This window comes from Serratia sp. BFP-2025 (assembly GCF_050880365.1).
Taxonomy (GTDB): domain Bacteria; phylum Pseudomonadota; class Gammaproteobacteria; order Enterobacterales; family Enterobacteriaceae; genus Serratia; species Serratia surfactantfaciens.
Genome location: NZ_JBPAFV010000004.1, coordinates 97,608 through 117,265, shown reverse-complemented (window position 1 = coordinate 117,265; position 19,658 = coordinate 97,608). Strand labels below are relative to the sequence as shown.

Genomic DNA, 19,658 nt, shown 5'->3' with positions numbered 1-19,658 from the left:
CGATCGCCGCAGCGTTGCGTTACTGTAGGCAACGCCGCTAGTATTGGGAAATTAAATAATAAAATAGCCAACAGTGGGAAAATGAATCGCTACCCGATGTTCAATCCGCAGCTGCTGCTCAGCTTCGTCGCCGTGTGCGACAGCAACAGCTTCACCCGCGCCGCAGAGCGGGTGTTTTTGTCGCAGTCCACCGTCAGCCAGCAGGTGCGTCGGCTGGAAGAGATGTTGGGCAAACCGTTGTTTGAACGCTCCTCGCATCAGGTGCTGCTGACTGAAGAAGGCGTCAAGTTGTTAAGCTACGCGCGCCGCATCATCGCGCTGAATGAAGAAGCCCACGACGCGCTGACCGGCATCTGGCGCGACGGCGTGCTACGGATCGGCATGCCGGAAGATTTCGCCGTGCCCACCACCGAGCTGCTGGCGGAATTCAGCCGCGAGCACCCGCACCTGCGGCTGGACGTAGCCAGCGGCCTGAGCGCCGATCTGCACAGCGCCTACGCACGTGAAGAGCTGGATCTGATCCTGGTGAAGCAGCGCCGCCAGCAACCGCCGCGCGCCGCGCGGCCGGAACCGCTGCTGTGGCTGGACAGCCTGGCCTTTCCGGCTATCGAGCAATCGCCGGTGCCGCTGGCGGTATTTCCACTCAACGGCCTGTACCGCGACGAGCTGTGCCAGGCGCTGGACAACCTCGGCAAACGCTGGCGTATCGGTTACAGCAGCGCCAGCCTGGCGGCGCTGACCGCCGCTTCCGCCGCCGGGCTGGGCGTCACCCTGCTGCCGGCCGGCTGCCGTCTGCCCACGCACCGGGTGCTGGGCGCGGCCGAAGGATTGCCGCCGATAGACAGCTTCGAACTGGCGCTCTACTACCGCGACGGCGCCCCCGCCGCCACGCTGGCACTGGCCCAGCGACTGACGGTGTTTTGCGGGTTGAAGTGAGATCGGTTACGCCAATATCTGCGGATATTCGCGCTGTAGCCAGTCGATAATCCGTACCCACAGCGCGTCGGTCTGCTCAAGGCAAGCCTGTACCGCCGCATCCGTCACCAAATCGCCGGAGTAATCCGCCACATTGCGCTGTTTTCGCAATGCATCCAGGCAGATCATTGCCTCGCGCGGCAACCCTACGGTGAGCGGCAACGTTTGGATCATGGTCTGGTGATGACCGGGTTTGCTGATCAGCGTACGGTACCCCTTGGCTTGCAAAGCGGCATTAGCCATTTGCATGACCGCCTTATATGCCGTGTCGAAACGGCTCTCATTGCTGAGCTGAGTGATACCCGCATCACGGCGGTTGCGCGCGGCGGCGGCCAGCAATTTTTTAATCGCCCCCGAGTCAGGCGTTATCACCTCCAGTCCCAGCCCGACCAGATTGTCCAGCGTCATCCTTGTCTCCCGCAATCCAGAGTTGGGGTTTCTGCATAATGTCCTGTATAAACGCGGAGTTCTCGGCCAAAGCCACCCGCCACTCTTCCGGCGAGTAAAGTTTGGGGTTAATTTCCCGTCCCAGCGTTTCCTGCAGCGGATAAATAGCCTGAATCACCTGCGAAAAAGACAGTTTGCCAACGATCAACACATCGATATCGCTGGCCGCCGTCGCTTTGCCACTGGCGACGGATCCAAAAATAAAGGCCCGTTCAATAGCTGCACCAAACTCTGCCAATGTCTGCCTTAAGCGCTCCACTGGCCCGCAAGCCTTGCGGAAAATAGCCGCCAGCTCTGGGAAAATCAGGCAATCAACGTTGGCCTGATAGCAAATTTGATTGCCCTGCCGCTGCCTGAGCAAAATGCCCCCCTCAGCCAGCCTGCTCAACTCTTTATGTAAAGTACCGGCCTGAGTTGCGGTACGCCGCGCAATTTCCCGCACGTGAAACGCTCGCCCGGGCTCAATAAACAGCAGGCTTAGCACTTTTCTACGGTATTCGCTGAACAGCAGTTCGAGCATCGGATCGTGCATCACGCTAACCTCAATGTAGCTTTAATGACTACAAATGTAGCTATTAAAGCTACGAAAGAGCAAGCCAGGAAAGCCATTCAACCGATGGGCGCCGGTCATTACCAAATCGAATAGTCACCAGTGGCAAATGTCGCTGCCAACCGACCGCTTCCTCTCCTAAATTGGGGGATGTTTTCACCCACCTCACCTCTGGATTAAGGAACCGAACGTGGAAAACCCTCAACAACCGGGCCGCAGAGCCTTCCTCAGCCAAACTGGCAAACTCACCACCGCCTGCGCGGTGATCGGCCTGACCGGCGGTGTGGCACAGGCCGCGTCTCTTGGCGGCGAGCAGTGCGCACCGGCACCGATGACCCTGACCGAACGTCACTACTGCCTGAGCGAGGTGCGGCTGGAAGACGGCTTTGAATACGACGGCGACACGGTGATCGGCACCCGCACCGCGCTGTATACGCTTGAGATCAAAGACGGCAAGATCGCCGCCATTCATGCCGCCAACGCCGCGCTGCCCGCCGGCGTGCCCCGCTATAAGGCGCAGGGCCAGCTGCTGCTGCCGGCGTTTCGCGATATGCACATCCACCTGGACAAAACCTTCTACAGCGGCCCGTGGCAGGCGCCGCGCCCGCGCCAGGGCAAAACCATCATGGACATGATCGCGCTGGAGCAGACGCTGATCCCGAAACTGCTGCCCACCTCGCAGCAGCGGGCGGAAAATCTGATCGCCCTGCTGCAATCCAAAGGCAGCACCGTGGCGCGCAGCCACTGCAATATCGATCCGGTCAGCGGCCTGAAAAGCCTGGAGCACCTGCAGCGCGCGCTGGAAAACCACCGGGCGGACTTCAGCTGTGAAATCGTCGCTTTCCCGCAGCATGGCCTGCTGCACTCCAGGGTCGATACGCTGATGCGTGAAGCGATGCAGATGGGCGTGCAGTACGTCGGCGGGCTCGATCCGACCAACGTCGACGGCGCGATGGAGAAATCGCTGGACGCCATGTTCCAGATCGCCCTCGATACCGGCAAAGGCGTGGATATCCACCTGCATGAAACCAGCCCGGCCGGGGTCGCCGCCATTAACTATATGATCGCCACCGTGGAGCAAAACCCGGCGCTGCGCGGCAAGGTCACCATCAGCCACGCTTTCGCCCTGACCACGCTGACGCCGGGCGAACTGGCGGAAACCGCCACCCGGCTGGCGGCGCAGCAGATCACCATCGCCTCTACGGTGCCGATCGGCGGCCTGATGATGCCGCTGCCGCAGCTCAGCGAGAAAGGGGTGTTCGTGATGACCGGCACCGACAGCGTAATCGACCACTGGTCGCCGTTCGGCACCGGCGACATTCTGGAAAAGGCTAACCTGTATGCCCAGCTGTACCGCGGCTCCGACGAGTTTCACCTGTCGCGCGCCATGGCCATCTCTACCGGCGGCGTGCTGCCGCTGGACGATAAGGGCCAGCGCGTCTGGCCGAAAGCCGGCGACGCCGCCGAGTTCGTATTGGTCAACGCCAGCTGCTCCGCCGAGGCGGTCGCCCGCCTGCCGGCACGCAGCGCCACCTTCCATCAGGGGCGTCTGGTGGCCGGCCAGGTGAGCAAAGCCTAAGGTCGGTCCGCTGTTGTCATCATGATGGCCGTTTTTGGCCTTCTGCCAGAGTAAGGCGTGGCGCAAGATGGTCGCTACACACACTGGCGGAGGGCCGAAAATGTCACAGAGCGCGTTATTGATCATCGATGTCCAGCAATCATTCCAGCACCGTCCATTCTGGCAGGAGGACGATCTGCCGGCGTTTCAACAGGCGCTGACCCATCTGATCGCGGGCTGTCAGCAACGCGGCGCGGCGCTGGTCGACGTGCTGCACGTCTCGCCGCAGGGGCCTTTCTCGCTGGCTTCGGGCCACGTGCAACGCCTGCCGTTCCTCACCCACCAGGCGGATATCACCGTGCATAAGCATGTGCACAATGCGCTGACCGAATCCGGCCTCGACGCCTGGCTGCGCGAGCGGGATATCAACCACCTGATCATCTCCGGCATCCGCACCGAACAGTGCTGTGAAACCACCACCCGGGTGGCGTCCGATCTCGGTTATCGGGTGACCTTCGTCACCGAGGCGACGCTGACCTTCCCGATGCGCCATCCCGACGGTGAAGTCTTTACCCCCGCGCAGCTGAAGCGGCATACTGAAACCGTACTGGTCGATCGTTTCGCCCGCATCGCCAGCGTGGATGAGGCGCTGGCGCAACTCGCACAGGAGTAACCATGCCGCAGGCCGTCTATTTTCTGCTGTTGCCCAACGTGCTGTCGCTCGACGTCAGCGGCCCAGCGGAAACCCTGCGCCTCGCCGGGTCGTTCAGCCTGCGTTACCTCAGCCCGGCGCCGCAGGTCGTCTGCTCCATCGGCATGACACTGAGCGGCCTGCAGCCGTTGCCCGAACGCCTGGAAGACGGCGCTATTCTGGTGTTGCCGGGCGTCGGCGATTCGCAGCGCTATTTCGCCGGTGAAGAGGCCGAGCAGGCCCGCCGCTGGCTGGCGACGCTGCGGCCCGATCTGCAGCGGCAGCGCATCACCCTGGTGTGCATCTGCTCCGGCGCGCTGCTGGCAGCGCAGGCCGGGCTGCTCGACGGCTATCAGTGCACCACCCACCACGACGTCATCGAACGCATCCGCCTGCAGGCGCCGGCGGCGCAGGTGAAAGAGAACCGCATCTTCGTCGAAGACCGCGGCGTCTATACCAGCGCGGGCATCACCACCGGCATCGATTTGGCACTGCATCTGGTTCACCGTCACTGCGGCTCCGGCCGGGCGCGCGACGTCGCACGCGACATGGTGGTCTATTTCCGCCGCGCCGGCGACGATCCGCAGCTGTCGCCCTGGCTGCGCTACCGCAACCACCTGCACCCGGCGGTACACCGCGCGCAGGACGTGATGGCCGCCGAGCCGGAGGCCGACTGGTCGGTGCCGCAGGTAGCGGAAAAGGCGCACGTCAGCAGCCGACACCTGGCGCGGCTGTTTCGCAGCCACGTCGGCATCAGCGTGCGGGAATATCATGAACAGCTGCGGTTGGCGGTGGCGCAACAGCGCCTGCAGCAAGGGTATGGGTTGGAAAAGGCCGCGTTGGCGGCCGGTTTTTCTTCCGGGCGGCAGCTGCGCCGCGCCCAGCAGCGCCAGCACTCGCCGCTATGACACCAGTCGGCGGGTATCCAGCCGCTGCAGGCCGACAGACAGCAGCAGGCTGAGCCCCAGCGCCACGCCGAACACCCAGAAGATATCCAGCAGCGGGTGGCCGGTGAAATCGAGGTGCCGATTGCGCATCATGTTGACGATAAGGGCGTGAAAACCGTAGATCGCCAGCGAATGGCGGGAAAACACGCCCAACCAACCGATCGGCTGCGGCAGGCAATGTTTCACCCACACCAGCAGCGCTACCGCCGCCATAAACACCAGCGGGCCGCTGTAGATATAGTAGGTATCGGCGAAATTGCCGTTGATGAACAGCTGGTGCTTGGTGCCGCGCGCGATCAGCGCCACGCACAGCGCAAATCCCAGCGCCGCCAGCCAGCCCACGGCGCGCCCGCGCGCCTCCATCATGCCCATTGCCCGCCCGGCCAGCGCATACAGCAGGTAGTAGAAGGTATCGCCGTAGATATACAGGTTAACCGGCAGCAGGTGCACGTTGCCGAAGGTCAGCTTGTCGGTATTCGGGTTGGCGATCACCGCCAACACCACCAGCACGGCGGCCAGGTAACGGCGCGACACCGGCTTGACGCCGATCAGCGGCGACAGCAGGTAAATCACCGCGATGGCGTAGAAAAACCACAGATGATAGAACACCGGCTTTTGCAGAATGCCGCGCAGCGACGGCCAGAAACCGATCTTGGTGAAAGCCGCGATATAGATCAGCGCGATGGCGCTGTAGAACAGAATGCAGCAGATGATGCGGGTGAAATGTCGCCGGCCGGCGCTCTTTTCGCCGAAGAACAGGTAGCCGGAAATCATAAAGAACAGCGGCACCGACACACGCGACAGCGAATTCAGCACGTTGGCGATATCCCAGTTATGCAGCCCTATCGCCGCGCCGTTGGTGACGTAATAAGTGGTGGCGTGGATCATCACCACCATCATGCACGCTATCGCCCGCAGGTTGTCTATCCAGCCGATTTTCTCGCTCAAACGCTCGCTCGATCTTGTGTCATATTGATATGTTAATAAGAGGTTATCGGGCGCAGCGTTCGGCGACAACCCAAAAGCGAAATATCAGAATGCACTTAAACCGCACCTTATGATTGCGAAGGTGAACAATTGGCGGCAAAATAGCCGCCATAACTCGCTCAGTTTGCGCTCCCGCCCTGGCAGTTCCTTTTTCTCTTTTACTATCAGTACAATAATATGAAAACAACATTACCACCTGCGGCACGTTTGGGCCGGCAGGCGCTTTTATTCCCTCTTTGTCTGGTGCTGTTCGAGTTCGCCACCTATATCGGCAACGATATGATTCAGCCGGGCATGCTGGCCGTCGTGGCGGATTTCAACGCCGGCGAAGAGTGGGTGCCCACCTCGATGACCGCCTATCTGGCCGGCGGCATCTTCCTGCAGTGGCTGCTCGGGCCGCTGTCGGATCGCCGTGGCCGTCGCCCGGTGATGCTGACCGGGGTGGCGTTCTTTATCGTCTCCTGCCTGGCGATCCTGCTGGTCACCACCATCGAGCAGTTTATCGCCATGCGTTTCCTGCAGGGCATCGGCCTGTGCTTTATCGGCGCGGTCGGCTACGCCACGATCCAGGAGTCGTTCGAGGAGGCGGTGTGCATCAAAATCACCGCCCTGATGGCTAACGTGGCGCTGATCGCCCCGCTGCTGGGGCCACTGGCCGGCGCAGCGCTGATCCACGTCGCGCCGTGGCAGAGCATGTTCGTGCTGTTTGCGGCGCTGGCGGCCATCGCCTTCTATGGCCTGTGGAAAGCCATGCCGGAAACCGCCACGCTGCAGGGCGAGGCGTTTTCCGCCGCCAACCTGTGGCGCGACTACCGCCAGGTGTTGGGCAACCGCCGCTTCCTGTGCGGCGCCCTGGCGATCGGTTTCGCCAGCCTGCCGCTGCTGGCCTGGATCGCCCAATCGCCGGTGATCCTGATCAGCGGCGAGTCGCTGTCGACGTTGGACTACGGCCTGCTGCAGATCCCGGTGTTCGGCGCGCTGATCCTCGGCAACCTGACGCTGGCGCGCCTGACCGGCAAGAACAGCGTGGAACGCCTGATCAAGCTGGGCGCGGGCCCGATGCTGCTGGGGCTGCTGATCGCCGCGCTGGCGACCCAGTTCTCCAGCCACGCCTACCTGTGGATGACCGCCGGCCTGAGCCTGTACGCCTTCGGCATTGGCCTCGCCAACGCCGGGCTGTACCGCCTGACGCTGTTCTCCAGCAACGTCAGCAAAGGCACGGTGTCCGCCACCATGGGCATGCTGAGCATGATGGTGTTCACCGTCGGCATCGAGCTGGCCAAGGTCGCCTACGTCTGGGGCGGCAGCGGGCTGTTCAACCTGTTCAACCTCATCAGCGGCCTGTGCTGGCTGACGCTGGTGGCGCTGTTCCTCGGCAAACGCCGCAACGGCGACCCCACGCCGCAGCCGAACGGCGCGGCTTAAACATGACGATAAACGCCGGTCCGGTTTTCCGACCGGCGTTTTTTATGCGGCTTCAGCCGAGCAGCCCCCACAACGCATACCCCGTTCCCACCACCGCCACCACCAACAGCAGCACTGCCGACAGAATGGAAATCGTCCGGCGCGCGCGCTGCAGCACCGAGCCCGACAGCAGAATGATATAGGCCAGCAAGATGGCGAAGTCCGCCAGCACCCACAGCGTGGTCAGCAGCGTCAGGCTGGCGCCGACCGAGGGGGTGACGGCGATGAACTGCGGAAAAAAGGCGACGAAGAAGATGATATCTTTCGGGTTGGCGATGCCCACCAGAAAGCCGTTCACGATCGCCGAGCGTTTGTGCGGCCCCGCTGGGCGCGGCGCGCTCGGTGCCTCGCTAAATGAAGATAAATCCTCATAGAGTGAGACAATCGCCATGCGGGCGATGAACAGACAGCCCAACAGGCTTATCCACTGCAGCATGCGCATATCCACGGCGAACAGCCCGGTGATGATCAGCGCCGCGATGCCGATCAGCAGCAAGGAGGCCCAGTTGCTGCCGAGCGCGGTCAGCAGCGCGCGCCGGGCGCCAAAGCGCGCCGCGGTGTTGGCCACCATCATCACCACCGGCCCCGGGGTGGCGATCAGCAGGAAAATGGCGGCGAAATACGCCGCCAGCAACGACAGGTTCATCTTTATTTCACTCACATTCAGGCGGTTGGCTTCGCGCCATTATCATCCCGCCGCCCCCGCCTTGAAAAAGGAGTAATCCTGTCGTTTACTGTGAGTCATACTCATCTTGAGAGACGCCGCGATGGCCAGTTCCCTTCCGCCGCTTTATGCCCTGCGTGCCTTCGAAAGCGCTGCCCGCACCGGCTCGTTCACGCAGGCCGCCACCGAGCTGCACCTCACCCCCAGCGCCGTCAGCAAGCACATCAAAACGCTGGAGCAGCACTTCGGCTGTCGCCTGTTCCAGCGCAATGGCCCGCGCATCGAGGTCACGCCGCAGGGAAAAATCTTCGCCGCCGAGCTGCAGCAAGGGTTTGGGCGCATCGAACAAGCCTGCGAGCTGTTCAAGAGCCACCGCGATCTGCTGCGGCTGAAGGCGCCTTCCACCCTGACCATGCGCTGGCTGCTGGACTGCCTGAGCCGGTTCCGGCAAACGGCGCAGGCGTTCGAGGTGCAGGCAGCCAGCGTCTGGATGGACATCGACAGCGTGGATTTTTTCAGCGAACCCTACGACTGCGCCATCCTGCTCGGCAACGGCTATTTCGGCGCCAACACCGCCGCCGTAAAGCTGTTCGACGAATGGCTGATCCCGATTTGCGCCCCTGCGCTGCTCGCCGACGGGCAGCGCAACCTCGCCACCTGCCCGCTGATCCATCCGTCGCCCGATCGGCGCGACTGGCGGCGCTGGCTGCAGAAAAGCGGCATAGCAGCCCCGATCGATCTCGCGCGCGGCCAGGTATTCGACTCGCTGGAACAGGGCAATGCGGCGGCCATCGCCGGGCACGGCATCTCGATCGGCGATCTGGCGCTGAGCCTGCGGACCATTGAGGAGGGGTTATTGGCGCTGCCTTGTGACGCCGCCGTGCGCACCGGCGACGGTTATTATCTGGTTTGGCCGGCGGAGTCGGCGAAGCGGCCGCTGATCGAACGCTTACAGGCGTTTCTCGCCGCCCAGACGCCCGACGTGAGCCGGGCCGCCGTCAGATTTATCGGGTAGGGGACTCGCTACCGAACAGCCCGCCGTCGCGCAGCAGATGCTCGTTGCCCTTGCGGCGGGTAAAGCCGCTGCGATCGAAGAACTCCAGCACCTGGATCGCCAGCTTGCGCCCGACGCCAAGCCGATCGCGGAAGTCGGCGGCGTTGGCGCCACCCCGCTCCGCATCCAGCGCGCGGATCAGCGCCGCAAACTGCTCGATGCGTCGGCTGAGGTAATAGCGATCCACCACCACCGCCGTCACATGGCCCAGTTGGGCCGCCTTGCGCAGCAGCGTTCGCACCCGGCTCTCCTCCTCGCCCAATTCGAGCGCCAGATCGCGCACCCACCACGGTTCGTCGCCGAACAGCGGTTCGATGCGCGCCCACAGCGGCGCCTCTTCGGCGCTGAACGCCAGGCCGAGCTCCGGCAGGTGCAGCCAGCCGCGCGTATTGCGCAGCGCACCGGCCTTCAGCAGCCGATCGATCATCATAAACACCAGCGCTTCAGGCTGCTGCGGCAGCGCCATGCGCCGCAGGCGAGCGCGCCCTAAGCCCAGCTGATCGGCGTGCTGTTGGTGATATTCCGTCAGCACCTGCAGCAGGCGGCTTTCCGCCTGTTGCACCTGATCCAGCGCCAGCGCCCGGTCACCGACGATCAGCAGATCGCCGTTCGCCAGCAGCTCGTTCAGACCGTCGTCCGTCAATTGCCGCGCCCAGGCGAACGCCGCCAGCGACAGCGCGCCGTGCGGCAACTCAAGCGCCAGCGCCTGCGCATCGTCTTGCGCCTGCGCCAGGGCCTGCAGCCGTGCCAGATAGTCCGGCTGACGTTTGCCGCGCTTGGGCGCATTCAGCCTGAGCACCCGGGCCGCGCCCAGCGTTTGCCGCGCGCCGATATCGCGCAGCACCAGCCGATCGTTCTGCGCCAACCACAGCGGGCGATCGAGGATCAGTTCCGCCAGCTCGTCGTTCAGCAACGAAATGCGCCCGGTGATGTGGCTGGCGGCATGGTGCAGATGCAGCGGCTGCCAATGGCGGATCGGCCGATCCGTCTCCAACGCCACCAGAATGCGTTCCGCCGCTTCGGGCGGACGCTGCGCCAGCAGCCAATCGCCGCGCGCGATCCGCTCTTTGTCGACATCGCCGCTGATGTTAAGCGCAATGCGCTGCCCGGCCTGCGCCTGCTCCACGGTCTGATTCTGGGCATGCAGGCCACGCACCCGCACCGGCGCGTCAGCACCGGTCAGCCACAGCGTATCCCCCACCTTCACCCGGCCGCCGAGCGCGGTGCCGGTCACCACCAGCCCCGCCCCTTTGACGCTGAACGCACGGTCTACCGCCAGGCGAAAACGGCGCGTCAGCGCATGTTCAGCGGGCGACAACGCCAGCAAATGCGTGCGCAGCGCCTCGATGCCCTCGCCCGCCGCCGCCGCGGTCACGAACAGCGGCGCATCGGGCCACCCTTGGCGCGCCAGCTCGTCGCGCACCTGGCTACGCACTTCATCGACACGCGCCGCGTCCACCCGGTCGGCCTTGGTCAGCGCCACCGTCAACGCCGGGTGCCCGCTCAGGCGCAGGATCGCCAGATGCTCGCGGGTCTGCGCCATCACGCCATCGTCGCAGGCCACCACCAGCAACGCATGGTCGATGCCACCGACGCCCGCCAGCATATTGGCGAGGAATTTCTCGTGGCCGGGCACGTCGATAAACCCCAGCACCCGGCCGTCCGGCTGCGGCCAATAGGCGTAGCCCAGATCGATGGTCATGCCACGGCGCTTTTCTTCCGGCAGGCGATCCGCGTTGATCCCGGAGATCGCCTGCAGCAAGGTGGTTTTGCCATGATCGACATGGCCGGCAGTGGCGATGATCATGATGCGCTCAGCGCTGCGATCAGCGCCCCTTCCTGTTCCAGGCAGCGCAGATCCAGCCACAGCCTGCCGTCGCCGAGGCGGCCGATCACCGGCTGCGGCAGGCGGCGCCAGCGTTCGGCCAGCGCTTCCAGCGTGGCGCCGCGGCCGTCGCGCGGCGTGAAGGTCAGGGCATAGCTGGGCAGCCGATCCACCGGCAGCGAACCGCTGCCGATCTGCGACCAGCACGGTTCGGCGCGCAGGTCGAAATCAGTGGTGAACTGCGGCGTCAGCGCCGCCAGCAACCGCTCGGCCGCCTGTTGCATCTCCTGCTGCGGGCGGGTCAGCAGCCGCAGCGTCGGCAGCTGCTCAGCCAGTTTTTCCGGCTGCAGATAGAGCCGCAGCGTGGCCTCCAGAGCCGCCAGCGTCAGCTTGCCGACGCGCAGCGCGCGCTTGAGCGGATGCTGCTGCAGGCGAGCGATCAGCGCCTTTTTGCCGACGATGATCCCGGCCTGCGGGCCGCCCAGCAGCTTATCGCCGGAGAACGTCACCAGATCGACGCCGGCGGCCAACAACCGCTGCGGCATCGGTTCGGCGGGCAGACCGTACTGCGCCATATCGATCAGCGAGCCGCTGCCCAGATCGGTGGCGGTCGGCACGCCCCGTTCGGCCCCGAGCTGCGCCAGCTCGGCCTCGTCGACCGCTGCGGTAAAGCCCTGAATGCTGTAGTTGCTGGTGTGCACCTTCATCAACAGGCCGGTCTGCTCGTTGATGGCGTGCTGGTAATCTTTCAGATGGGTGCGGTTGGTGGTGCCGACCTCCACCAATTGGCAACCTGCCTGGCGCATCACGTCAGGAATGCGGAACGCGCCGCCGATCTCCACCAGCTCGCCGCGCGACACCACCACCTCTTTGCCGGGGGCGACCGCCGCCAGCATCAGCAGCACCGCCGCCGCGTTGTTATTGACGATGCAGGCGTCTTCCGCGCCGGTCAGCTGGCACAGCAGACTCGCCACCGCCCGATCGCGATGGCCGCGCCCGGCGCCGTCCAGATCGTACTCCAGCGTCACCGCCTCCCCCATCACCGCACTCACCGCATCCTTCACCGGCTGCGCGAGCAGGGCGCGCCCGAGGTTGGTGTGCAGCACGGTGCCGCTGAGGTTGAACACCGGCAACAAAGCCGGGCGTTGCTGCCGGGCCAGCTCGGCCCGCAGCGCCTGCGGCCAGTCGTCGCACCAGGCCGGTAAGCGTTGCTGTTGTTTGATCGCGTCGCGCGCCTGGGCCTGCAGCCGGCGCAGCAGTTCGCCGATCAGCGTCTGGCCATGCTGTGCCACCAGCGGTTCAATCGCGGGTTCACGCAGCAGGCGGTCGATGGCGGGCAGTTGGCTGTAAAGAAGGTGGGATTCAGTGCTCATGGTCGCTCGGTTTTCAGTTTAGACGTATCGGCATAGCAAAACCCCGCCGCGGCGGGGGAGAAAAGAAAGCTCAGGGCGGCGCAGTGCGGGCGAAGCTTTCGCGGGCGAACAGACGTTCGGCCAGCTTTACCAGCGCCGGGCGCTCGACGCACCAGTTGGGCAGGATGCGGCGGAAATTGAGGTAGCCCAGCGCGCAGCCGACGGCGATATCCGCCAGCGTCAGCCGCTCGGCATTGAGCCACGCTTTTTCCCACGCCAGCGTTTCCAGCGCGTCCAGGCCGTGCGTCAGCTTGTCGCGCTGGCGCAGCATCCAGCTTTCGTCCTGTTTTTCCGGCGCGCGCCGGCTTTCGCGAAACAGCGTCGCCGCCGCTTCGGTCACGCCGTCCGCCAGCGCCGCCACCTGACGAACGCGCAGCGCAGCGGCGCGCTCGACCGGCAAAAACGCCGGTTCCACCGCCAGCAGCTCAAGGTATTCGGCCACGATCGGCGAGTCGTAAAACACCTCGCCGTCATCGGCGATCAGCACCGGCACCTTGGCGAGCGGGTTCCATTCCTTCACCCGGCTGCCGGGCTCATACGGCGGATCGTTGACGAATTCGAACGCGATCCCCTTCTCCAGCAGCAGCACGGAAATCTTGCGCACAAAGGGGCTGGTGTAACTGCCGATAAGTTTCATCCGTTCTCCTCCGCTTCGTCCTGGCCGCGGCGCGGCGCCCTTACTTCACCGTCAGAGTATCGATAATCCGCTGCACCAACGCCTGATGCACCTCCGGCGTTTTGGCCGGCGACAGCATTTGCAGCGTTACCACCCGCTTGTTGAACACCGTCAACACCAGCGTGGAAACCACTTTTTGCCCGTTGACGGTCTGCTCGGTATCTACCCGGCGAAACTTCTGTTTGCCGACGGTGAAGTTCTCTTCTTTGGTGGTCTGGATGTTCTGATAACGCTCGGCCAACACCGTGATGGCGCTCTGCGCCAGCTCTTTCAGCATTTTGTCGCTGGTGTTGAGCTTCATGTCATCCGGCGGGATCACTTCGGACGAGACCGCACTCTGGCGCGACTTGCCGTCGAGGAAACGCTGGATGGTGGAGGTGCTGTCGTTGATGATGCCGCTGTTCAGCGTCTGATCGCTGAAGCCCGGCGGCAGTTCGAAGGTGATTTTGCCCTTCTGCAGCGACACGTTCAGCCCCGGCGGCGCAGGTGGCGTCTCTACCGGCGCAGGCGGCGGCGGTGGCGCGGGCTGCGTCACGGTCGGCTTGGTATCGGGTGGCGGCACCGCCGGTTTGGTGTCGTCCTTGTTGTCGCAGGCCGCCAGTCCGAACGCCAGTACGGCGACCGCAGTCAGTTTTGCCAGGGTGTTTAACATCGTGGTTCCTTTCGCTTGGCGCGTCATGGCCTAAACGTAGCAACTCGCCCGGGCGAATGCCAGAAGCCCGTTCTGAAATTGCTCATCCGGCCCCGCGCGAACGGGGCCGGGCGGTTACTCCGCCGGGAACAGGAACGGATTGATGCTGCTGCGGCCGAAGCCTTCTTCTTCCATACGGGCGTCCAGCACCAGTGAAGCCAGATCGTCGGCCACCGCTTCGACCTGCGGGTCTTTTTCCTGATAGAGGATCTTCAGGTAAGTGCCGCAGTCGCCGCAGCTTTCCGCCTTCACCGCCGCCTGCTCGCTGTCCAGCGACCAGTAGTTGAGATCGCGGGTCTGCTCGCAGTTGCTGCACTTCACCCGCACCACGTGCCATTCGCTTTCGCACAGGTTGCAGTGCAGGTAGCGCAGGCCGTTGACGGTGCCGATGTGCACCATGCTGGAGACCGGGATGCTGCCGCACACCGGGCAGAACTGGCGCTGCTCGCCGTATTCGGCGCGCGCCTTGCCGGGGATCAGGCTGGCCATCTGCGCCCAATAGAGCGACAGCGCGGCCCAGAGGAACGGCGCCTTCTCGCTGCCCACCTTGCCGAACTCGCGGTTGAGCAAGGCGTCGGCCATCAGCTCCAGCTCGTGCGCCGAGGCCTTCTCCAGGTTGTCCAGCACCGCCAGAATGTGCTCCGGCGCCTGTGGGCGCAGCTCGGCGATCAGCGACGTCAGCAGCTTGCGCCAGTGCTCGCTGCGCGGAAACACGCTCAGATCAAGCGGCGGTTTGCCGCTGGCGGCGCCCTGCGCCAACGCTTCGCTCAGATCGAGCTCCAGCGGATTGTCGTGCAGCGCATGCTGCTGCGCCTGCGCCAGTTCGGCGGCGAAGTTCAGGTAGTCGCCCAGCGGGTTGTCGACCGCCAGCTGACGCAGGCGTTCGGCGCGGCGGCTGTAGAGGCTTTTCAGGTTGGCGAAAAGTAACGGCGGGATGTTCTCCGCCGTTGTGGACTTCTCACGCTGTGCCCCTAACTGCTCTTTAGGAACGATGCGGATACTCATCAGGGTTTGTCTTCCTGTCGTTTCTCGCGGACCTCACGGTACCAGCGCGGATGATGTTTCTTGGCCCAGGCCGCCGGCACCCAGCCTTCCACCATCGCGGTAATGGTGCCTTTTACCCACAATGCGGCGTAAATGTGCACCATAATCACGATGATAAGGCCGACCGCGGCCAGCGAATGCACCAGCAGCGCGATGCGGATCAGCGGGATGGAGAACGACGGCGCAAAATACGGCCGCCAGATCACCACGCCGCTGGCCAGCAGCAGCACCAGGCTGATAATCGCCGCCCAGAACACGCACTTCTGGCCGAAATTATAGCGCCCGGTATCACCCACTTCCTCGTTCATGGCGATTTTGTGGATGTTCTTGGCCCAGACGATATCTTCCCGGTTGATCAGGTTATGCTTCCAGTAGCGCAGGAACATCAGCAGGAACGCGGCAAACATGATCACCCCGACAAACGGGTGCAGAATGCGCGCCAGCTGCGGCGTCCCGAAGATGTTCATCAGCCAGTTGAAGGAGGGGAAGAAGAACCCCAGCCCGCTGATGGCGGCGAACACGAAGCAGAACGCCACGATCCAGTGGTTGATGCGCTCCGGTGCGCTGTAACGCTGAATGGGCTTTTCCTTTCTCATTTGCGCGTCTCCTCGTCATGCGACTCGTCGTGCTCGTCCTCATCTTCGACGCGGTTAGGCCCGACGCCGACATAGTGGAACACGCTCGCCGCGAAGGTGGCGGCAAAGCCGATGGCCGCCAGGGGTTTCCACACGCCCTTCCAGAAGGTCACCGCCGGGCTGATGCTCGGGTTGTCCGGCAAACCGTGGTACAGCTGCGGTTTGTCGGCGTGGTGCAGCACATACATCACGTGCGTACCGCCCACCCCCGCCGGATCGTACAGACCGGCGTTCTGGTAGCCGCGGGTGTTCAGCTCGCTGACGCGATCCGCCGCCACCTGCTTCATCGCTTCCTTGGTGCCGAAGTGAATCGCGCCGGTCGGGCAGGTTTTCACGCAGGCCGGTTCCTGGCCGACGTCCACGCGGTCGACGCACAGGGTGCACTTGTACACCCGGTTGTCGTCCTTGTTCATGCGCGGTACGTCGAACGGGCAGCCGGCGATGCAGTAGCCGCAGCCGATGCAGTGCTCGGACTGGAAGTCGACGATGCCGTTGGCGTACTGAATGATCGCGCCTTCCGACGGGCAAGCCTTGAGGCAGCCCGGATCGGCGCAGTGCATGCAGCCGTCCTTGCGGATCAGCCATTCCAGCTTGCCGTTTTCCTCCACCTCGGAGAAGCGCATCACCGTCCACGACTTGGCGGTCAGATCGGCGGGGTTATCGTACACCCCGACGTTGTGCCCCACTTCGTCGCGGATGTCGTTCCATTCGGAACAGGCCACCTGACAGGCCTTGCAGCCGATACAGGTGGTGACATCGATCAGTTTGGCCACTTCTTCCTGGTGGTCACGGGCGCGCGGCGCCGGCGTGAAGCCATTGGTGGCGGATTTACGAATGATGTCTTGAGATTGCATGGCCATAATTCGTCTCCGTTACACCTTTTCCACGTTGACCAGGAACGCCTTGAACTCCGGCGTTTGCGTATTGGCGTCGCCGACGAACGGCGTCAGCGTGTTGGCGATAAAGCCTTTCTTCGCCACCCCTTCGTAACCCCAGTGGATCGGGATGCCGATGGTGTCGACTTCCTGGCCGTGCACCTGCAGCGTGCGAATGCGCTTGGTCACCACCGCCTTGGCCTTGATATAGCCACGGTTGGAGCTGACTTTCACGGTATCGCCCTGCTTGATGCCTTTTTTCTCCGCCAGCTTCTCGCCGATCTCCACGAACTGCTCCGGCTGCGCGATGGCATTCAGCCGCGCGTGCTTGGTCCAGTAGTGGAAGTGCTCGGTCAGACGATAGGTGGTGCCGACGTACGGGAACTTGTCGGATTTGCCCATCGCCGCCAGATCGTCCTTGAACACGCGCGCCGCCGGGTTGGACACCACGTTCGGGTGCAGCGGGTTGGTGCCGAGCGGCGTTTCGAACGGCTCGTAGTGCTCAGGGAACGGCCCTTCCGCCATCTTGTCGGTGGCGAACAGGCGGCCCATGCCTTCCGGCTGCATGATGAACGGCCCGACATCGCTGCCCGGTGCTGCGGTGCTGTAGTCCGGGATATCGGCCCCGACCCACTTGGCGCCGTCCCACTCCAGCAGCTGGCGTTTCGGATCCCAAGGTTTCCCCTGTGGGTCCGCCGAGGCGCGGTTGTACAGGATGCGACGGTTGAGCGGCCATGCCCAGGCCCAGCCCAGCGTATTGCCGAGGCCAGACGGATCGGCGTTGTCGCGCCGCGCCATCTGGTTGCCGGCCGGCGTCCAGCTGCCCGCGAAGATCCAGCAGCCGCTGGCGGTGGTGCCGTCGTCGCGCAGCTGCGCGAACGAGCTGAGCAGCTCGCCTTTTTTCACCAGCACTTTGCCGTCGGCATCCAGCAGATCCGCCAGCGCCTTGCCGTTGTTCTCCTGCGCCACCTCTTCCGGCGCCGGGTTGTCCGGCGTCAGGTAGTCCCAGCGCATGTTCAGCACCTGCTCCGGCACCGCACCGCCGTCGCGCGCATACATCTCGCGCAGGCGACTGAAGATGCCCGCCAGGATCTCGCCGTCGTTCAGCGCTTCGCCCGGGGCGTCCGCGCCTTTCCAGTGCCACTGCAGCCAGCGGCCGGAGTTGACGATCGAGCCGTTCTCTTCGGCGAAGCAGGTGGACGGCAGGCGGAACACTTCGGTCTGGATCTGCGACGGATCCACTTCGTTGAACTCGCCGTGGTTCTGCCAGAAGTTGGAGGTCTCGGTGTTCAACGGATCGATGGTCACCAGGAACTTCAGCTTGGACAGTGAAGCCACTACCTTATTTTTGTTCGGGAACGACGCTACCGGGTTAAAGCCCTGGCAGAAGTAACCGTTGACCTTGCCCTGCGCCATCATCTCGAAGTACTGCAGCACGTCGTAGCCTTTGTCCCACTTCGGCAACCAGTCAAAGCCCCAGCTGTTGTCCTTCTGCGCCTTGTCGCCGTAGAAGGTCTTCATCATGCTGACGAAGAATTTCGGGTAGTTGCCCCAGTAGTTCACCTGGCCCGGCAGCAGCGCCTTCGGCGTGTTGGCCTTCAGGTAGGTCTCGAGATCGGTCTGTTTCTCCGACGGCAGCGTCATGTAGCCCGGCAGGCTCTGCGACAGCAGGCCGAGATCGGTCAGACCCTGGATGTTGGAGTGGCCGCGCAGCGCGTTGACGCCGCCGCCCGCCATGCCCATGTTGCCGAGCAGCAGCTGGATCATCGCCATGGTGCGGATGTTCTGCGCGCCAACCGAGTGCTGAGTCCAGCCCAGGGCGTACAGGAACGACGCGGTTTTATCTGCCACGCAGGTTTCGGCGATGTATTCGCACACCTTGAGGAAATCGTCCTTCGGCGTGCCGCAGATGTTGGTCACCACGTCAGGGGTGTAGCGGCTCACGTGCTGCTTCAGCATGTTCCACACGCAGCGCGGATCCTGCAGCGTGACGTCACGCTTGGCGAAGCCGTTCTCGTCGAACTGGTAGTTCCAGGTGGTTTTGTCGTACTTGCGGTTTTCCGCGTCGTAGCCGCTGAACAAGCCGTCTTCGAAGGCAAAGTCTTCCCGCACCAGCAGGCTGGCGTTGGTATAGGCCTCGACGTACTCGCGGTTAAATTTGTTGTTGGTCATCAGATACAGCAACACGCCCGACAGGAAAGCGATGTCGGTCCCGGAGCGGATCGGCGTGTAGAAGTCCGCCACCGATGCGGTTCGGGTAAAGCGCGGATCGATCACGATCAGCTTGGCATTGTTGTGTATTTTGGCTTCCATCGCCCAGCGGAACCCCACCGGATGCGCTTCCGCCGCATTACCGCCCATGACGATAATCAAATTCGCGTTCTTGATATCAACCCAGTGGTTGGTCATCGCACCGCGACCAAATGTTGGAGCAAGACTTGCTACCGTTGGTCCGTGTCAGACACGCGCCTGGTTATCTACGGCAAGCATGCCGAGAGCGCGACTAAATTTTTGCGACAGAAAACCGGTTTCGTTGCTGGCGGCCGAGGCGCACAGCATGCCGGTGGTCAGCCAACGGTTGACGGTAACGCCCTGATCGTTGGTTTTGATGAAGTTGGCGTCACGGTCTTCTTTCACCAGCTTGGCGATGCGGGTAAAGGCGTCGTCCCAGCTGATGCGCTGCCATTTGTCCGACCCTGGCGCCCGGTATTCCGGGTACTTGAGGCGGCTTTCGCTGTGGATGAAGTCAACCAGGCCGGCACCTTTCGGGCAAAGCGCGCCGCGGTTTACCGGATGATCCGGATCCCCTTCGATATGGAAAATGCTTTCTTTGGCGTTTTTGGCGCCATCACCAAGGCTGTACATCAACAGCCCACAGCCGACGGAACAATACGTACAGGTATTACGGGTCTCGCGGGCGCGCAGCAGTTTGTACTGCCGGGTTTCCGCCAACGCCACTTCAGGGGCAAAGCCCAGCGCGGCCACCGTCGTTCCTGCCATACCGCCAGCGCAGATCTTAAAGAACTGCCTTCTGCTGACCTGCATGGGGGTCTCCTTTACTCTCGATTGTCACATTGTTCAAATGGCGCTCTTCGCCAAAAACGGCAGAGCGCTAATGTCACTGTTGTTATGCTGATACGCGACGCGGCGATATTACCACAGC

General features: G+C 63.2%; 18 protein-coding genes. 6 read left to right on the top strand and 12 right to left on the bottom strand.

Features of this window, described 5'->3' with window-relative positions:
* Window positions 1-81: 81 nt before the first annotated feature.
* On the top strand, window positions 82-936 hold the full coding sequence (locus ACRAWE_RS21240) for a LysR family transcriptional regulator (protein WP_025160289.1): 855 nt from the start codon (window positions 82-84) through the stop codon (window positions 934-936).
* Between the two features lie 6 nt (window positions 937-942).
* Here the strand turns inward: ACRAWE_RS21240 and ACRAWE_RS21235 are convergent, their stop codons facing one another.
* On the bottom strand, window positions 943-1,383 hold the full coding sequence (locus tag ACRAWE_RS21235) for a DNA-binding protein (RefSeq protein ID WP_211129372.1): 441 nt from the start codon (window positions 1,381-1,383) through the stop codon (window positions 943-945).
* Window positions 1,334-1,954, bottom strand: a complete 621-nt coding sequence (locus tag ACRAWE_RS21230) for a nucleotidyltransferase domain-containing protein (protein ID WP_432525850.1) — start codon at window positions 1,952-1,954, stop codon at window positions 1,334-1,336. The genes ACRAWE_RS21235 and ACRAWE_RS21230 overlap by 50 nt, the downstream gene beginning before the upstream one ends.
* A gap of 208 nt (window positions 1,955-2,162) precedes the next feature.
* Here ACRAWE_RS21230 and ACRAWE_RS21225 point away from each other — a divergent pair, with 208 nt between their 5' ends.
* The 3 genes from ACRAWE_RS21225 to ACRAWE_RS21215 all read left to right on the top strand — a co-directional run bounded on the left by ACRAWE_RS21225 (window position 2,163) and on the right by ACRAWE_RS21215 (window position 5,129).
* Window positions 2,163-3,551: an amidohydrolase family protein gene (locus ACRAWE_RS21225; RefSeq protein WP_432525849.1), complete on the top strand. Its 1,389-nt coding sequence runs from the start codon at window positions 2,163-2,165 to the stop codon at window positions 3,549-3,551.
* Window positions 3,552-3,651: 100 nt separating this feature from the next.
* Window positions 3,652-4,203, top strand: coding sequence for an isochorismatase family protein (locus ACRAWE_RS21220; protein WP_160125831.1), 552 nt, complete (start codon window positions 3,652-3,654; stop codon window positions 4,201-4,203).
* 2 nt (window positions 4,204-4,205) lie between these two features.
* Entirely contained in the window at window positions 4,206-5,129 is a 924-nt protein-coding gene (locus tag ACRAWE_RS21215; RefSeq protein WP_154747394.1) for a GlxA family transcriptional regulator, read from the top strand.
* Here the strand turns inward: ACRAWE_RS21215 and ACRAWE_RS21210 are convergent.
* Window positions 5,124-6,116 carry an acyltransferase gene (locus ACRAWE_RS21210; protein ID WP_154747395.1) on the bottom strand — a complete coding sequence of 331 codons (993 nt, stop codon included), beginning with the start codon at window positions 6,114-6,116 and terminating at the stop codon, window positions 5,124-5,126. The two genes, ACRAWE_RS21215 and ACRAWE_RS21210, sit on opposite strands and share 6 nt — an antisense overlap.
* A 216-nt stretch (window positions 6,117-6,332) precedes the next feature.
* Here ACRAWE_RS21210 and ACRAWE_RS21205 point away from each other — a divergent pair, with 216 nt between their 5' ends.
* On the top strand, window positions 6,333-7,580 hold the full coding sequence (locus tag ACRAWE_RS21205; protein ID WP_432525846.1) for an MFS transporter: 1,248 nt from the start codon (window positions 6,333-6,335) through the stop codon (window positions 7,578-7,580).
* Between the two features lie 52 nt (window positions 7,581-7,632).
* On the opposite strand, the gene ACRAWE_RS21200 is transcribed toward ACRAWE_RS21205, so the two are convergent.
* Window positions 7,633-8,265, bottom strand: a complete 633-nt coding sequence (locus ACRAWE_RS21200; RefSeq protein ID WP_063918261.1) for a LysE family translocator — start codon at window positions 8,263-8,265, stop codon at window positions 7,633-7,635.
* Window positions 8,266-8,386: 121 nt separating this feature from the next.
* On the opposite strand from ACRAWE_RS21200, the gene ACRAWE_RS21195 reads away from it, so the two are divergent.
* Window positions 8,387-9,298, top strand: coding sequence for a LysR family transcriptional regulator (locus ACRAWE_RS21195; RefSeq protein ID WP_074055679.1), 912 nt, complete (start codon window positions 8,387-8,389; stop codon window positions 9,296-9,298).
* Here the strand turns inward: ACRAWE_RS21195 and selB are convergent.
* The 8 genes from selB to fdnG all read right to left on the bottom strand — a co-directional run bounded on the left by selB (window position 9,288) and on the right by fdnG (window position 19,540).
* Window positions 9,288-11,144 (bottom strand): selenocysteine-specific translation elongation factor, encoded by a 1,857-nt coding sequence (gene selB, locus ACRAWE_RS21190; protein WP_432525845.1) that lies wholly within the window; start codon window positions 11,142-11,144, stop codon window positions 9,288-9,290. The two genes, ACRAWE_RS21195 and selB, sit on opposite strands and share 11 nt — an antisense overlap.
* Window positions 11,141-12,535, bottom strand: coding sequence for an L-seryl-tRNA(Sec) selenium transferase (gene selA / locus ACRAWE_RS21185; RefSeq protein ID WP_198636762.1), 1,395 nt, complete (start codon window positions 12,533-12,535; stop codon window positions 11,141-11,143). Before selA ends, selB begins: the two co-directional genes overlap by 4 nt.
* Before the next feature lie 70 nt (window positions 12,536-12,605).
* Window positions 12,606-13,211, bottom strand: coding sequence for a glutathione S-transferase (locus ACRAWE_RS21180; protein WP_432525844.1), 606 nt, complete (start codon window positions 13,209-13,211; stop codon window positions 12,606-12,608).
* 40 nt (window positions 13,212-13,251) lie between these two features.
* Window positions 13,252-13,902, bottom strand: coding sequence for a DcrB-related protein (locus ACRAWE_RS21175; RefSeq protein ID WP_019455529.1), 651 nt, complete (start codon window positions 13,900-13,902; stop codon window positions 13,252-13,254).
* A gap of 114 nt (window positions 13,903-14,016) precedes the next feature.
* Window positions 14,017-14,946, bottom strand: a complete 930-nt coding sequence (gene fdhE, locus ACRAWE_RS21170) for a formate dehydrogenase accessory protein FdhE (RefSeq protein ID WP_019455528.1) — start codon at window positions 14,944-14,946, stop codon at window positions 14,017-14,019.
* Entirely contained in the window at window positions 14,946-15,581 is a 636-nt protein-coding gene (gene fdoI / locus ACRAWE_RS21165; protein ID WP_004934017.1) for a formate dehydrogenase cytochrome b556 subunit, read from the bottom strand. Before fdoI ends, fdhE begins: the two co-directional genes overlap by 1 nt.
* Window positions 15,578-16,480, bottom strand: a complete 903-nt coding sequence (gene fdxH, locus ACRAWE_RS21160; RefSeq protein ID WP_004934014.1) for a formate dehydrogenase subunit beta — start codon at window positions 16,478-16,480, stop codon at window positions 15,578-15,580. The genes fdoI and fdxH overlap by 4 nt, the downstream gene beginning before the upstream one ends.
* Window positions 16,481-16,492: 12 nt before the next feature.
* On the bottom strand, window positions 16,493-19,540 hold the full coding sequence (gene fdnG, locus ACRAWE_RS21155; RefSeq protein ID WP_154618190.1) for a formate dehydrogenase-N subunit alpha: 3,048 nt from the start codon (window positions 19,538-19,540) through the stop codon (window positions 16,493-16,495).
* Window positions 19,541-19,658: the final 118 nt, after the last annotated feature.

Coding starts and splice junctions, on each gene's coding strand:
- selB (WP_432525845.1), bottom strand. CDS start 11,144: ATGATCATCGCCACTGCCGGCCATGTCGATCATGGCAAAACCACCTTG.
- selA (WP_198636762.1), bottom strand. CDS start 12,535: ATGAGCACTGAATCCCACCTTCTTTACAGCCAACTGCCCGCCATCGAC.
- fdxH (WP_004934014.1), bottom strand. CDS start 16,480: ATGGCCATGCAATCTCAAGACATCATTCGTAAATCCGCCACCAATGGC.
- ACRAWE_RS21220 (WP_160125831.1), top strand. CDS start 3,652: ATGTCACAGAGCGCGTTATTGATCATCGATGTCCAGCAATCATTCCAG.
- ACRAWE_RS21215 (WP_154747394.1), top strand. CDS start 4,206: ATGCCGCAGGCCGTCTATTTTCTGCTGTTGCCCAACGTGCTGTCGCTC.
- ACRAWE_RS21200 (WP_063918261.1), bottom strand. CDS start 8,265: ATGAACCTGTCGTTGCTGGCGGCGTATTTCGCCGCCATTTTCCTGCTG.
- ACRAWE_RS21195 (WP_074055679.1), top strand. CDS start 8,387: ATGGCCAGTTCCCTTCCGCCGCTTTATGCCCTGCGTGCCTTCGAAAGC.
- fdoI (WP_004934017.1), bottom strand. CDS start 15,581: ATGAGAAAGGAAAAGCCCATTCAGCGTTACAGCGCACCGGAGCGCATC.
- ACRAWE_RS21240 (WP_025160289.1), top strand. CDS start 82: ATGAATCGCTACCCGATGTTCAATCCGCAGCTGCTGCTCAGCTTCGTC.
- ACRAWE_RS21180 (WP_432525844.1), bottom strand. CDS start 13,211: ATGAAACTTATCGGCAGTTACACCAGCCCCTTTGTGCGCAAGATTTCC.
- ACRAWE_RS21175 (WP_019455529.1), bottom strand. CDS start 13,902: ATGTTAAACACCCTGGCAAAACTGACTGCGGTCGCCGTACTGGCGTTC.
- ACRAWE_RS21235 (WP_211129372.1), bottom strand. CDS start 1,383: ATGACGCTGGACAATCTGGTCGGGCTGGGACTGGAGGTGATAACGCCT.
- ACRAWE_RS21205 (WP_432525846.1), top strand. CDS start 6,333: ATGAAAACAACATTACCACCTGCGGCACGTTTGGGCCGGCAGGCGCTT.
- ACRAWE_RS21230 (WP_432525850.1), bottom strand. CDS start 1,954: ATGCACGATCCGATGCTCGAACTGCTGTTCAGCGAATACCGTAGAAAA.
- fdhE (WP_019455528.1), bottom strand. CDS start 14,946: ATGAGTATCCGCATCGTTCCTAAAGAGCAGTTAGGGGCACAGCGTGAG.